The organism is Jannaschia aquimarina, from assembly GCF_000877395.1.
Lineage (GTDB): Bacteria > Pseudomonadota > Alphaproteobacteria > Rhodobacterales > Rhodobacteraceae > Jannaschia > Jannaschia aquimarina.
In genome coordinates this window covers 93,917-106,763 of sequence record NZ_JYFE01000027.1, presented here as the reverse complement: position 1 = coordinate 106,763, position 12,847 = coordinate 93,917, and the positions used below count along the sequence as shown (strand labels likewise).

General features: G+C 67.8%; 15 protein-coding genes. 6 read left to right on the top strand and 9 right to left on the bottom strand.

Annotated features, from left to right (window positions below; genetic code table 11):
• Window positions 1-10: 10 nt before the first annotated feature.
• From jaqu_RS07755 to pedF, 9 genes are all read right to left on the bottom strand, one after another.
• Window positions 11-475, bottom strand: coding sequence for a single stranded DNA-binding domain-containing protein (locus jaqu_RS07755; RefSeq protein WP_043918380.1), 465 nt, complete (start codon window positions 473-475; stop codon window positions 11-13).
• Window positions 472-1,680: a 3-oxoadipyl-CoA thiolase gene (gene pcaF / locus jaqu_RS07750; RefSeq protein WP_043918379.1), complete on the bottom strand. Its 1,209-nt coding sequence runs from the start codon at window positions 1,678-1,680 to the stop codon at window positions 472-474. Before pcaF ends, jaqu_RS07755 begins: the two co-directional genes overlap by 4 nt.
• A 162-nt stretch (window positions 1,681-1,842) precedes the next feature.
• Window positions 1,843-2,646 (bottom strand): FAD binding domain-containing protein, encoded by an 804-nt coding sequence (locus jaqu_RS07745; RefSeq protein WP_043918378.1) that lies wholly within the window; start codon window positions 2,644-2,646, stop codon window positions 1,843-1,845.
• Window positions 2,647-2,657: 11 nt separating this feature from the next.
• Window positions 2,658-2,864, bottom strand: a complete 207-nt coding sequence (locus jaqu_RS07740; protein ID WP_043918377.1) for a hypothetical protein — start codon at window positions 2,862-2,864, stop codon at window positions 2,658-2,660.
• Window positions 2,864-5,296, bottom strand: coding sequence for a xanthine dehydrogenase family protein molybdopterin-binding subunit (locus jaqu_RS07735; RefSeq protein ID WP_084629542.1), 2,433 nt, complete (start codon window positions 5,294-5,296; stop codon window positions 2,864-2,866). Before jaqu_RS07735 ends, jaqu_RS07740 begins: the two co-directional genes overlap by 1 nt.
• Window positions 5,297-5,413: 117 nt before the next feature.
• Entirely contained in the window at window positions 5,414-5,896 is a 483-nt protein-coding gene (locus tag jaqu_RS07730; RefSeq protein WP_043918376.1) for a (2Fe-2S)-binding protein, read from the bottom strand.
• Between the two features lie 28 nt (window positions 5,897-5,924).
• On the bottom strand, window positions 5,925-6,512 hold the full coding sequence (locus jaqu_RS07725) for a CoxG family protein (protein ID WP_043918375.1): 588 nt from the start codon (window positions 6,510-6,512) through the stop codon (window positions 5,925-5,927).
• Between the two features lie 132 nt (window positions 6,513-6,644).
• Complete coding sequence (locus jaqu_RS07720) at window positions 6,645-7,541, bottom strand: transporter substrate-binding domain-containing protein (protein WP_084629540.1); 897 nt, start codon at window positions 7,539-7,541, stop codon at window positions 6,645-6,647.
• Window positions 7,538-8,224 (bottom strand): cytochrome c-550 PedF, encoded by a 687-nt coding sequence (gene pedF, locus jaqu_RS07715; RefSeq protein ID WP_043918374.1) that lies wholly within the window; start codon window positions 8,222-8,224, stop codon window positions 7,538-7,540. Before pedF ends, jaqu_RS07720 begins: the two co-directional genes overlap by 4 nt.
• A 157-nt stretch (window positions 8,225-8,381) precedes the next feature.
• Between pedF and jaqu_RS07710 the strand changes: the two genes are divergently transcribed.
• From jaqu_RS07710 to jaqu_RS07685, 6 genes are read left to right on the top strand one after another with little or no spacing between them, the layout of a single operon-like run.
• Window positions 8,382-9,536 carry an ABC transporter substrate-binding protein gene (locus jaqu_RS07710; RefSeq protein WP_043918373.1) on the top strand — a complete coding sequence of 385 codons (1,155 nt, stop codon included), beginning with the start codon at window positions 8,382-8,384 and terminating at the stop codon, window positions 9,534-9,536.
• 9 nt (window positions 9,537-9,545) lie between these two features.
• Window positions 9,546-10,505, top strand: coding sequence for a YVTN family beta-propeller repeat protein (locus tag jaqu_RS07705; protein WP_043918372.1), 960 nt, complete (start codon window positions 9,546-9,548; stop codon window positions 10,503-10,505).
• Complete coding sequence (locus jaqu_RS07700; RefSeq protein WP_043918371.1) at window positions 10,502-10,858, top strand: nuclear transport factor 2 family protein; 357 nt, start codon at window positions 10,502-10,504, stop codon at window positions 10,856-10,858. Before jaqu_RS07705 ends, jaqu_RS07700 begins: the two co-directional genes overlap by 4 nt.
• A gap of 8 nt (window positions 10,859-10,866) precedes the next feature.
• Complete coding sequence (locus tag jaqu_RS07695) at window positions 10,867-11,334, top strand: hypothetical protein (RefSeq protein ID WP_052500842.1); 468 nt, start codon at window positions 10,867-10,869, stop codon at window positions 11,332-11,334.
• The gene (locus jaqu_RS07690) at window positions 11,331-12,035 is read left to right on the top strand and encodes an ABC transporter ATP-binding protein (protein ID WP_043918370.1); all 705 of its coding nucleotides are present in this window, start codon (window positions 11,331-11,333) and stop codon (window positions 12,033-12,035) included. The genes jaqu_RS07695 and jaqu_RS07690 overlap by 4 nt, the downstream gene beginning before the upstream one ends.
• Window positions 12,032-12,820, top strand: coding sequence for an ABC transporter permease (locus jaqu_RS07685; RefSeq protein WP_043918369.1), 789 nt, complete (start codon window positions 12,032-12,034; stop codon window positions 12,818-12,820). Before jaqu_RS07690 ends, jaqu_RS07685 begins: the two co-directional genes overlap by 4 nt.
• The last annotated feature ends 27 nt before the right edge of the window (window positions 12,821-12,847 follow it).

The window sequence follows — 12,847 nt, the reverse complement described above, 5'->3', positions numbered from 1 at the left end:
GCGTGCTCTCCTATCGCTCGCCCTTGAGCCGGCCGAGAAGGGCGGCCAGCCAGCCGTGGCGGGGTTTCTCGTCGGCCGGAGCGGAACCGGGCGCCGAAGCGCCGGGCACCGCCGGCTCGAGCCCCTGCCGTTCCGGATCGCGCTCGACCACCTGCCCATCCGGTCCGTACATCTCGCCGTCGTCGCCCTGCAGCTTGGCGCCGAGAGTGCGGGCATGCGGATAGAGCGCGACGAGCAGCTCGGTCGTCGGACCGTAGGCGCGGATGTCCCCGCGCCTCCACCAAACCGTCTCGGTCGAACCATCAGGCAGGCAGATGTCCCGCGCGATGGGCGGATCCTCACCGAACATCTTGGCCTCCGACTCCGTCAGGTCTGGCGAGGCCGCGACATGCGCCAGCCACTCCTCTCGGGAGATCGCCTCGCCCTCCTCGTCCGCCCAGAACTGCTTGCGCGTGATGTGAATGTCATAGCTCATCGAGCCGCCTCCAGAATCAGCGCGGTGCCCTGCCCGACACCGACGCACATCGTGCACAAGGCATAACGCCCGCCCGTGCGGACCAGTTGCCGCACCGCCGTCAGGACGAGGCGGGCGCCCGACATGCCCAGCGGATGGCCCAGTGCGATGGCACCGCCATTCGGGTTCACTCGTACGTCGTCATCCGCGAGGCCCAGCTCGCGCGTCACGGCGAGCGCCTGGGCCGCGAAGGCCTCGTTCAGCTCGATCACATCCATCTGCTCGATGGTCAGCCCCGCGCGATCCAGCGCCTTGCGGATCGCGGGAACCGGGCCCACGCCCATGATGCGCGGCGCGACCCCGGCCGAGGCCATCGTCACCACCCGGGCCAGCGGTGTCAGGCCTTGCGCGCGGGCCCCGTCCGCCGACGCGACGAGCAGCGCGGCGGCGCCGTCATTGACGCCGCTGGCATTGCCCGCCGTCACCGTCAGATCGGGACCGTTGATGCCGCGCAGCTTGGCCAGCCCGGCCGGGTCGGTGTCGGGGCGCGGATGCTCGTCCTCGGTGACGATCTGCGGGTCGCCCCGGCGACGCGGTATCTCGACCGGCACGATCTCCTCGGCGAAGACACCCGCATCCCGGGCGGCGGCCCGGCGCTGCTGGGAGCGCAAGGCAAAGGCGTCCTGATCCTCACGTGAGATATCGTAATCGGCGGCGACGTTGTCGGCGGTCTGGGGCATCGAATGGGTGCCGTAAGCGGCCTCCATACGCGGGTTCACGAAGCGCCAGCCGATGGTGGTGTCGAAGATCTCGGCCGCGCGGCTGAAAGCGGCCGTGGCCTTGCCCATGACGAAAGGCGCCCGGCTCATGCTCTCGACGCCGCCGGCGATGGTCAGGTCATAGTCGCCCGCCCTGATGCCCCGCGCCGCGAACCCGACCGCGTCCATCCCGGACGCGCACAGGCGATTGAGCGTGATCCCGGGAACCGTCTCGGGCAGGCCAGCCAGCAGCGCCGCCATGCGCGCGACGTTGCGATTGTCCTCGCCCGCCTGATTGGCCGCGCCCAGCAGCACCTCGTCGATGGCCGCCGGATCGAGCCCCTCATTGCGCGCCGTCAGCGCCGCGATGGGCAGGGCCGCAAGGTCGTCGGCACGCACAGAAGACAGCACGCCGCCATAGCGCCCGATAGGGGTCCGAGCCCCGTCGCAGATGAAGGCGTCGCGCAAGATGATCCTCCTCCGATCCAACGGAAATAAACCATTCGACGCCCGTCCTCAAGAAATATGTTACGGAATTTTCTCTCGACGTACATCATGTAACGTATTCAGCTAAAGAAAAAGGCCTCCGCATCCCACGAAGGCCCCCTTTTCCGCTGACGTTGCGGCGCGTCAGCTCGCGGCTGTCACCGCACGTGCTGTCATCACGCGGACCAGATGGGCCCGGTAGTCGCCCGACCCGTGCAGATCGGAGATCATGCCCGACCCGTCCGGCGCTGCAAGGCCGGTCACGGCGTCCGCCGAGAAGTTGGACGACAACGCCTGCTCCGCCTCGGTCCAGCGGAACACTCCGTCCTGCGACGCACCGGTGATCGCGACCCGCACCCCGTCGGAGAACTTCGCCACGAAGGCCGCGACCAGCGGGAAGCGCGAGGCGGGTTGCAGGAACTTCTCGTAAGCGGCTTTTTCCGGGACGGGGAACTTGACCTCTGTGATGATCTCGCCTTCGTCCAGCGCGGTGGTGAACATGCCCTGGAAGAAGTCGTCCGCCGCGATCTCGCGGCTGCCGCCGGAGCCGACTGCCACGATGGTCGCGCCCGAGCCTAGCGCCCCTGCCGGCCAGCAGGCCGACGGATCGTCATTGGCGAGGCTGCCGCCGATCGTGCCCCGCGCGCGCACCGCCGGGTCGCCGATCCGCGCGGCCAGCGAGGCCAGCGCCGGGTAGCCCGACAACGCTTCGGCCGCCGCGGCATGCGTCGTGCCTCCGCCGACGCAGAGGCGCCCCTGATCGTCGGTGCAGACGCCCTTGATCTCGTCGATATGGCTCAGCGAGACCAGCGTCTCCATCTGCGCCAGCCGCGCCTTCATCGTCGGCAGCAAGGTCTGACCGCCGCCCAGCGCCTGCGCGTCCTCGCCCTGCAACGCGCTGACGGCGTCGGCGACCGAGGAGGGTTTGACCAGTTCGAAGTTGTACATCGGATGTCCCTTCAGAAGTTCGAGACGAAAAAGATCGCACCGGGCAGGATGATCCCGGCCACGAGGAAGGTATTGAGCGCGGTGAGCGGGCCCCAGAGGACGCCGAACCCCGCCGCCAGGACGAGGCAGAGCCCCGCCCACAGAAGCAGCGAGCCGGCCGCCAGACGCCGCGAGGTCCGCGGCGTCGCGCGCATGTGCTCGTCGCGCTCGACCGGCATCAATGCGTGGCCGTATCGCCTGCGCCGACCGACCGGCCATGCGCGGTTCCGCCGCCGCCCGTCGCGTTGGCACCGTTCATCGCGGCCCAGACGCGCGGCGGTGTCAGCGGCATGTCGATATGGGTCACGTCGTGCCCCGCCGATTGCAGCGCGTCGATCACCGCGTTGACCACCGATGGCGGAGAGCCGATCGCCCCGGCCTCGCCGCAGCCCTTCACGCCCAGCGGGTTGTGGGTGCAGGGCGTCTGGCAGGAATGGTCCACCTTGATCATCGGCACGTCATGGGCGCGCGGCATGGCGTAATCCATGTAGGACGCGCTCAGCAGCTGGCCGTTCTCGTCGTAGGCGCAATTCTCGAGCAAGGCCTGCCCGATGCCCTGCGCCACGCCGCCATGGACCTGTCCCTCGACGATCATCGGGTTCACGACGTTGCCGAAATCGTCGGCCGCCGCGAACGAGATCACGTCCACCTTGCCGGTCTCCGGATCGACCTCCACCTCGCAGGCATAGGCGCCCGACGGGTAGGTGAAGTTGTTCGGATCGTAGAACGCCGTCTCCTCCAGGCCCGGCTCGATATCCTCCAGCGGGTAGTTGTGGGGAACGTAGGCCGCGAGGGTCACATCACCCCAGGCGACCGACTTGTCGGTGCCCGCGACGGTGAAGGCGCCGTCCTTGAGTTCCACGTCGTCGGGCGACGCTTCCATCAGGTGGGCGGCGATCTTCTTGGCCTTGGCGATGATCTTGTCGGTCGCCTTGACAATGGCGCTCCCACCGACCGCAAGCGAGCGGGACCCGTAGGTGCCCATGCCCATCGGCGTGTTGGCCGTGTCGCCATGGACGATCTCGACCTGATCCTCGGGGATGCCGATCATGTCCGAGACGACCTGGGCGAAGGACGTCTCATGCCCCTGCCCGTGGCTGTGCGAGCCGGTCATGACGACCAGACCGCCGGTTGCATTCACCCGGACCGTCGCGCTCTCGTAGAGGCCCGCCCGCGCGCCGAGCTGGCCGACGAGCTGGCTGGGCGCGATGCCGCAAGCCTCGATGTAGCAATTCAGACCCAGACCGCGCAGCTTGCCGCGCGCCTCGCTCTCCTTGCGGCGCGCCTCGAAGCCGTCGCGGTCGATCAACTCAAGCAGCTTGTCCATCGTCGCGTTGTAGTCGCCGGTATCGTATTCGACGGCGACCGGCGTCTGGTACGGGAACTCGGTGATGAAGTTCTTGCGCCGCAACTCCACCGGGTCGACGCCGAGCTCGCGGGCCGCCTTGTCGACCACCCGCTCCAGCTGGAACGTGGCCTCGGGTCGGCCGGCGCCGCGATAGGCGTCGACCGGGACCGTGTTGGTGAAGACCGCCTTCACGTTCACGTAGACCAGCGGGGTCTTGTAATTGCCCGCCATCAGCGTGCCGTGCAGCCAGGTCGGGATCGAGGGCGCGAAGGTCGAGAGGTAGGCGCCCATGTTGGCGTAGGTCTCGGTCCGCAGCGCGGTAAAGTTGTGGTCCGCGTCCAGCGCCAGTTCGATCTTGGAGACATGGTCGCGACCATGGGCGTCGGACATGAACGCCTCACCCCGGGTCGAGGTCCACTTGACCGGCCGCTGGATCGCCTTGGCGGCGAAGGTGCAGAACGCCTCTTCCGCGTAGTGGAAGATCTTGGTGCCGAAGCCGCCGCCCACATCGGGGGCCACGACGCGCAGCTTGTGCTCGGGGATCCCGAGCACGAAAGCGCCCATCAGCAGGCGGATCACATGGGGGTTCTGCGACGTGGTGTAGAGCGTGCTGGAATCGTCGTGCGCGGCATAGTCGCCGACGGCCACGCGCGGCTCCATCGGGTTGGCGACGAGACGGTTGTTCACCAACTCCAGCGTGGTGACGTGCGCGGCGTTTTGGAACGCCTCGTCCACGGCGGCCTTGTTCTCTTCGACGAAGCCCCAGTCGTAGCAGAGGTTGTTCTTGAGGTCGTCATGCACCTTGGGCGCGCCGTCGGCCAGCGCGGCCTTCATGTCGATGACGGGGGTCAATTCCTCGATGTCGGCGACGATGGCCTCGGCCGCGTCGCGGGCCTGAGCGGCGGTCTCGGCGACGACGGCGGCGTAGGGGTCGCCCACATGGCGAACCTTGCCCTGGGCCAGGATCGGGTGCGGCGGCTCCTGCATGGGCTCACCATGACGGTCGGTCACCTGCCATCCGCAGGGGATCGTGCCCACACCCTCGAAATCGGCACCGGTGAAGACGCGGATCACGCCGGGCATGGCGGCCGCGTCGGCGGTGTCGATCGAGTTGATGCGGCCATGGGCCATATCCGAGCGCAGGAAGACGACATGCGCCTGCCCCGCGACATTGATATCGTCCGTGTAGCGGCCCTTGCCCGTCAGAAACCGCACATCCTCGCGCCGCTTCGAGCTGGCGCCTATTCCCGTGTCCTTCGGCATGGACGTCCTCCCTGTCTCATGTGACCCCGCGCGGGGTCTGAAATCCGATAAGTCCGGCGCACGCGGATCCAGCCGCGGTGGCCGCTTGGGGACCCGGCGCGAGGCCGGGCCGCTTCGTCACTCGGCCGCGACCGGCTCGACGCTCTGACCGCTGGCCGCCAGCACCGACTTGACGATGTTGTGGTAGCCCGTGCAGCGGCAGATGTTGCCTTCGAGGTAGTGGCGCACGTCGGCTTCGGTCGGCTGCGGGTTGTCCTTGAGCAGTGCCGCCGCCGCCATCACCATGCCCGGCGTGCAGAAGCCGCACTGAAGCCCGTGATGATCCTGGAACGCCTGCTGGATCCGGCTCAGCGAGCCGTCGGCATTGGCCATGCCTTCGATCGTCGTGACCTCGGCACCCTCGCAATCCTGCGCCAGAACGGTGCAGGCCTTGGCCGGCTGTCCGTCCACATGGACGAGGCAGGCGCCACACTGGCTGGTGTCGCAGCCGACATGGGTGCCCGTGAGCCGCAGCCCCTCGCGCAGATATTCGGATAGCAGCGTCCGCCCCTCGGTCTCGGCGCTGCGTTCCTTTCCGTTGACGGTCATCGTGACCTTCATCCCGGTCTCCTCCCTGATGTTCGCGTGCTCAGTCCGCCGAGATGAGTCGGCGGAACCAGCCTTTCTTCTCTTTGGATTGATCCGTCTCGCCCCCCTCCGGAGCGGCCTGGGCCTCTGCCGGTTCGGGTGCCGATGCTGCAGGCTCGGGCGCGGGCGCCTCGGCCGGGTCGGGGGCGTCGGGCGCCACCGCGTTCTGGAATCGCTCGAAGAACTGGTCGGCCATCTTGGCGGCGAACGAATCCACGATGCGGCTGCCCAGTTGAGCCAGCTTGCCGCCCACGCGGGCATCCACTTCGTAAGTCAGTTCCGTGCCGGCTCCGGCCGGCGTCAACGTCACCAGCGCGCCGCCCTTGGCAAAGCCCGCAGCCCCACCCTTGCCCTCGCCGGACAAGCGCAGGCTCTGGGGCTCGACACGGTCTTCCAGCGTGACCTGTCCGCGGAAGGTCGCCTTCACGGGTCCGACCTTCTGGACCACCGTCGCCTCGAAGCCGTCATCGGGATTGCCCGACATCTCGGTGCAGCCGGGCACGCATTCCTTGAGGACATCCGCGTCGAGCAACGCATCCCATACGACCTGCGGGGGGGCCGCGATGGTGCGGGTTCCGGTCATCTCCATGATGCGATCCTCCTCATCCTGCGGACACGCTAGGGGCCACGGCCACGCGACGCAAATGCGACCTTGGTGGCCTAGGGTGCCGGGCGCACCGCTCCGGCAGCTTTGCGATGGACGCGACCGTACCCGGACGCCCTAGCGTTCCGGTTGCTGGAAGCTCACGCCGTAGCTGCGGTGGATCTCTTCGATGCGCCCGTCGGACAGGGCCGCCCAGATGGCGTCGTCCACCGAATAGGCCAGCGGCCGATACTGGAAGTTCACGCCCAGCCCGATCGTCCATTGCCCCACCGCGAAGCCCGGTAGCGGCGGAGTGTGGGCGGCGAGCCCTTCAGCCAGCCCGAATTCGATCTGCGACAGGGGGCCCATCGCCGCCTGCACCTCTCCGGCCGCCAGCGCATCCATGGCCTCGGCCATGGTCGGGAACCGCCGGACATTGGACCGGACCTGCCCGCCCGCGAAGGCGGACAGATAGAAATCCGAGATGGAGTCGTTCTCGACCGATACCGTGTCGTAGCGGAAATAGGCGGGCGTCGGGGGATCGTCGGGATAGGCGGCTTCGGAATAGGCGATGGCGATGCGTTCGCCGGCATATTGGCCGGTAAAGACCACCTGCTCGACCCGGCAGGCAAACCGGGCATCATAGGGGATCCGCATCATGACGTTGGCGACCCGCCCACCGATCACCCCGCCCTGCCACAGGTTCACCCGCAGATCCGTCTCCAGCGTCTCTCCCGCATCCACGAAGGTGAAGCGCGGCTCGACGCCCAGATCCTCGGCGATCAGGCGGCCGATCTCCACGTCGATGCCGCGCGCCTCGCCGCCCTCCTCCCAGGAATAGGGGGGAAAGTCCTCGTAGACGGCGATCAGGATCCAGCCCCGCTCCTGGATGACGTCCAGTTCCTGGCCGACGATGTCGCGGCTGGCATTCTGGGGACGGGCCTGCGGGATGTGATCCGCACACGGATCATCGGCGAAAGCCGCCCCCGGCAAGAGGGCGGCGATCAGCGTCAGACAGAGGGCCGCGCGCCTCACTTCGCGGCGGACAGGCCGATCGTGAGGATCTCGGCGGCCTTGGCGGTCGCCGTGGGATCGGCGTTCAGCGCGTTCGCCGCGCGCCAGGCCGCGCTGTCGGCGACGGGCGCACCGGAGAGCGTTTCGATCTCGGCCGCGATCTCCTGCAGGCGGGCGGCGGCGGCGGCCCCGTCGGCGGATCCGGCCTTCAGGTCGTCGCGCATGGCGGCCAGTTCGGGCGTCACGTCCTCCATGGCGCCGTCATCGGGGCGGGTCTCGATATAGGTCCGGATGGCCCAGGCAGCCTCCTGCCCCAGAAGCTCTCCGAAGGCGGGCATCTTGGTGATGCCGTTCTGGGTGTATCCCTCGCGGAACCGCTCCACATACCATTCGTCGCCGTATTCCTCGGCCTCGAGGAAGCGCAGGTCCGGCGCGAGCCCGCCCGAGATCGCCTCGAGCCCGTGGCAGCGGGCACAGTTCTGGTTGTAGCCGGAAGCGCCGATGCGCAGCGCCTCGGCCCAGACCTCCTCGCCGACGGCGTCCACGCGATAGGGGTTCTCGGTCAGCCAGTCGCCTTCGATGGGCGGCAGCGTCGAGACGTCGACCGCCTGTGGCTTCACGTCGCCATGGGCGAGCGCGGTGGTGCCAAGCGCGGTCAGGACGAGGGCGAGCGTCGGGCCGATCTTGCAGGCATGCCGGGTCATGATTGATCCTCCCATGAGTTGAAGTCTGATTAGGATGGGCCGCGCGGCGGACACCATTGGACCTTGGTCGGGACGGACCGGGAAGGGCGTGCGACAAAGGTATCGGTCGCCGCTGCCGAGCATCCCGTTAACCTCAGCGTCGGGAGGACAGACCGACATGCTGAGACTGGCCCTGGCCACCATGTGCCTGGCAGCGCCCGCCTGGGCCCAGATCGACGTCACCGTGCATTACCTAACCGTCGAGCGAGAGCTTCCGCCGACCCTGTCGAACCTGGATCCGCGCCCCGAACGGCTGGGCCTCGACGGGGCGGCGGTCGCCATCGAGGACAACGCGACGACGGGCCGCTTCCTGGGCCAGACATATGCGCTGACCGACAGCACCGTTCCGCTGGGCGAGGACCCGGCCGAGGCCGCCCGTGCCGCGTTGGGCGAGACGCTGTTCCTCGTGATCGACGCCCCGGCCGAAGTGCTGACCGCCATCGCCGACCTGCCCGAGGCACAGGGCGCGATCCTCTTCAACGCCACCGAAGGCGCCAACGACCTGCGCGACGCGGAATGCCGCGCGAACCTGCTGCACACCATCCCTTCGACCGCGATGCGCACCGACGCGCTGGCGCAGTTCCTGGTGCGCAAGCGGTGGGACGACCTGCCCGTCATCGCGGGCACCCATCCCGATGACCTGGCCTATCTGGCGGCTTTGGAACGCAGCCTGACGAAATTCGGGCTGGAGATCGGCACGCGCAAGGATTGGGTCTTCGACGCCGACATGCGCCGCAACGCCGCGCAGGAGGTGCCGCTCTTCACGCAGGATCTGGGCGATTACGACGCCCTGCTGGTCGCCGACGAGTTGGGCGATTTCGGCCGCTACATCCTCTACAACACGTGGGAGCCGCGCCCCGTCGCAGGCTCCGAAGGGCTGACCGCCGTCACCTGGGCGCGGGTGGTCGAGCAATGGGGCGCCGTGCAGCTTCAGAACCGGTTCGAGGAAGCGGCTGGCCGCGAAATGGAGCCCGAGGATTACGGCGCCTGGGCCGCCATCCGCGCGCTGGGCGAGGCGGTGACCCGCACGAGCGCCGCCGACCCCGCTGCCCTGCGCGCCTTCCTGCTGTCCGACGAGTTCGAACTGGCGGGCTTCAAGGGCCGGCCGATGACGTTCCGCGCCTGGAACGGACAGCTCCGCCAGCCCATCCCCATCGTCCATCCCCGTGCCCTGGTGGCGAATGCCCCGCTCGAAGGGTTCCTGCACCAGCGCACCGAACTCGATACGCTGGGGCTGGACGAACCCGAATCCGCCTGCACCGCCTTCGACTAGGAGACGATCATGCTTCGCGCATCCCTTCTGGCGCTTTGCGCCGCCATGCCCGCCGCCGCCGACGAGATCTGGGTGTCCAACGAAAAGGACGACACGATCAGCGTCATCGACATCGAGACGCTCGAAGTGGTCCGCACCATCGAGGTGGGCGAGCGCCCGCGCGGCATCACCTTCTCAAAGGATCACTCGGTTCTGTATCTCTGCGCTTCCGACAGCGATTCCGTCCAGGTCATCGACCCCGAAACCGGAGAGATCCTGCACGACCTCCCCTCGGGCGAGGATCCGGAGCAGTTCGTCCTGCATCCCGACGACCGGCATCTCTACATCGCCAACGAGGACGACGCGATCACCACTGTGGTCGACACCGAGACGCGCACCGTCGTGGCCCAGATCGACGTCGGCATAGAACCCGAAGGCATGGCCGTCAGCCCCGACGGCAAGATCGCCATCACCACGTCCGAGACGACGAACATGGCGCACTGGATCGACACCGAGACGCAGGAGCTGTTCGCCAACACCCTGGTAGACTCCCGCCCCCGCCATGCGGAGTTCATCAAGGACGGCACCGAGCTCTGGGTCTCGGCCGAGATCGGCGGCACGATCAGCGTCTTCGATGTCGCCACACAGCAGGAGACGACCAAGATCGACTTCGAGGTGCAGGGCGTCCATCCCGACCGGGTGCAGCCCGTGGGCTTCGAGTTCACCAATGGCGACACCCATGCCTTCGTGGCGCTGGGCCCCTCGAACCACGTCGCGGTCGTGAACGCCGAAACCTACGAAGTCGAGGACTACATCCTCGTCGGCCGCCGCGTCTGGCACATGGAGTTCAACCGAGACCGCTCGCTGCTCTTCACGACGAATGGCGTGTCCGGCGACGTGACCGTGATCGACGTCGCCGCGCGGGAGCCGGTCAAGACGATCAAGGTCGGCCGCTTCCCCTGGGGCGCCGCCTTCCGCCCGACGGAATGACCACGCCGGACCCGCAATCGGGGGAACGGCTCGTCCGCCGCTTCTGGGACGAGATCATCAATGCGCAGATGATCGGGGTCGTGGACGACCTCATGTCCCACGATTACCGTCAGTACGCCGATGGCATCGCCCAGGGGCCCGAGGGCCTGAAGGCGTTCCTGCGTGAGACCTTCGAGGCGAGCGAGGGGATGCGCGCCGAAATCCACGACATCGTCTCGACCGGAGAGATCGTCGTCTCGCGCACGACAATCCGCTTCGACAGCCCGCCACCGGGCTGGGCGACCGAGCAGACCATCGTCGATATCTTCCGCACCGACGGCGTGCGGCTGACCGAACACTGGGACATGCGATAGGAGGCCCCATGATCCGCACCCTGACCACCACCGCCGCGATGTTGGCCATCGCCGCCGGCGCGGCCTTTGCCGACAGCCATTCCGACGACGACGATGACGACGATCGTGGATTCGGCCTCGCCGGTATCCTGTCGGCTTCCAACAAGGAGGATCTGCCGCCGATCACGCTTTCGGCGGGCATGCCGCTCGCCGATGCGCCCTGGGTCCTGAAGTCGGGCACCTATTACGAGTTCGAGATCGAGGCCGACGGCAGTCAGGAACTGGCGCTTACCGGATCCGAGTTCTTCCGTGCCATCTGGATCGACGAGATCGTGATAGAAGGTCTGGAAATCCGTCCGCTGGGGCTCGATTCCGTCGAGTTCGACGAGGCGGGGGTCATGGAGATCGGTTTCCTCGCCATCAAACCGGGCTCGTATGTGCTGATGGTTCCGGGCTCGACCGGAGAGACGCAGCGGCTGGAGATCACTATCGAATGACGCTGACGGTCGAGGGTCTGTCCTACGCCTACGGCGCCAAGCAGGCCCTCGACGGCGTGACCTTCCAGGCGCCGCCCGGACGGTTCACCGCGTTGCTCGGCCCGAACGGGGCGGGCAAGACGACGCTCTTCGGTCTCTTCGCCGGCCTGTTGCGCCCCGGCGCGGGCACGATAAGCGTGGCGGGGCACCCGATGGGGCGGGCGGCGCTGGCGCGGATGGGGATCGTCTTCCAGCAGCCGACGCTGGATCTGGACCTGACCGTTACGCAGAACCTGCGATACGCCGCCGCCCTGCGCGGGATCGCCGGGCGGGACGCCGGGCGACGCATCGACCAGGCCCTCGACCGGTTGGCGATGCGAGAGCGGGCGGCCGAAAAGGTCCGCGCCCTCAACGGCGGCCACCGGCGCCGCACGGAAATCGCGCGTGCCCTGCTGCATGAGCCTTCCGTCCTTCTGTGCGACGAGCCGACCGTGGGGCTGGACGCCGCCTCGCGCAGCGCGATCACCGAACATGTCCATGCCCTCGCCACCGAGGGTCTGGCAGTGCTCTGGGCCACCCATCTGACCGACGAGGTGCGAGAGGGCGATCACCTGCTGATCCTGCACCGCGGTCGCCTCCTGGCCGACGGGCCGGTGGCGGAGGTGACGGCCGGCGCGCCGCTCTCGGACCATTTCCTGTCCGTCACCGGGGCCGCCGCGTGAAGGCCGCGCTCATCGCGCTCCGGGCCGTGGTCGCCCGCGAGGCTCTGCGCTTCATCCATCAGCGCGAGCGCTTCGTCGCGGCGCTCGTCCGTCCGCTGGTCTGGCTGCTGGTCTTCGCCGCTGGATTCCGTGCGGCGCTGGGCCTCTCGATCACGCCGCCCTACCAGACCTACATCACCTACGAGACCTACATCGTGCCCGGCCTTCTGGGCATGATCCTGCTCTTCAACGGGATGCAATCCTCGCTCAGCCTCGTCTACGACCGAGAGATGGGGTCGATGAAGGTCCTGCTGACGGCCCCCCTGCCGCGCTGGTGGCTGCTTATGTCCAAGCTGCTGGGCTCGACCGCCATCTCGATCCTGCAATGCTACGCCTTCCTCGCCATAGCCGCGCTCTTCGGGATCGACTTCGCACCATGGGGCTATCTGGCGATCCTGCCCGCGCTGGTTCTGGCGGGGCTGATGCTGGGCGCGCTGGGGCTGGCGCTGTCCTCCTTCATCAAGCAGCTCGAGAACTTCGCGGGCGTGATGAATTTCGTGATCTTCCCGATGTTCTTCCTGTCTTCGGCCCTCTACCCGCTGTGGAAGATGGCGGAATCTTCCCGCCTCTTGCACGACATCTGCGCGGCCAATCCCTTCACCCACGCGGTCGAGCTGATCCGCTTCGCGCTCTACCTGGATTTCAACCCCCTGGCCCTGCTCTGGACCCTGCTGGCAACGTTGGCCTTCGGGGCGCTGGCCCTCTGGGGCTACGACCCGGCGCGGGGCATGAAGCGCGCGCGCTGACGGCTACGACCACGGCGACGGTGCGAT

Coding starts and splice junctions, on each gene's coding strand:
- jaqu_RS07700 (WP_043918371.1), top strand. CDS start 10,502: ATGACCACGCCGGACCCGCAATCGGGGGAACGGCTCGTCCGCCGCTTC.
- jaqu_RS07705 (WP_043918372.1), top strand. CDS start 9,546: ATGCTTCGCGCATCCCTTCTGGCGCTTTGCGCCGCCATGCCCGCCGCC.
- jaqu_RS07740 (WP_043918377.1), bottom strand. CDS start 2,864: ATGCCGGTCGAGCGCGACGAGCACATGCGCGCGACGCCGCGGACCTCG.
- jaqu_RS07690 (WP_043918370.1), top strand. CDS start 11,331: ATGACGCTGACGGTCGAGGGTCTGTCCTACGCCTACGGCGCCAAGCAG.
- jaqu_RS07755 (WP_043918380.1), bottom strand. CDS start 475: ATGAGCTATGACATTCACATCACGCGCAAGCAGTTCTGGGCGGACGAG.
- jaqu_RS07695 (WP_052500842.1), top strand. CDS start 10,867: ATGATCCGCACCCTGACCACCACCGCCGCGATGTTGGCCATCGCCGCC.
- jaqu_RS07710 (WP_043918373.1), top strand. CDS start 8,382: ATGCTGAGACTGGCCCTGGCCACCATGTGCCTGGCAGCGCCCGCCTGG.
- pedF (WP_043918374.1), bottom strand. CDS start 8,224: ATGACCCGGCATGCCTGCAAGATCGGCCCGACGCTCGCCCTCGTCCTG.
- jaqu_RS07730 (WP_043918376.1), bottom strand. CDS start 5,896: ATGAAGGTCACGATGACCGTCAACGGAAAGGAACGCAGCGCCGAGACC.
- jaqu_RS07725 (WP_043918375.1), bottom strand. CDS start 6,512: ATGGAGATGACCGGAACCCGCACCATCGCGGCCCCCCCGCAGGTCGTA.
- jaqu_RS07745 (WP_043918378.1), bottom strand. CDS start 2,646: ATGTACAACTTCGAACTGGTCAAACCCTCCTCGGTCGCCGACGCCGTC.
- jaqu_RS07735 (WP_084629542.1), bottom strand. CDS start 5,296: ATGCCGAAGGACACGGGAATAGGCGCCAGCTCGAAGCGGCGCGAGGAT.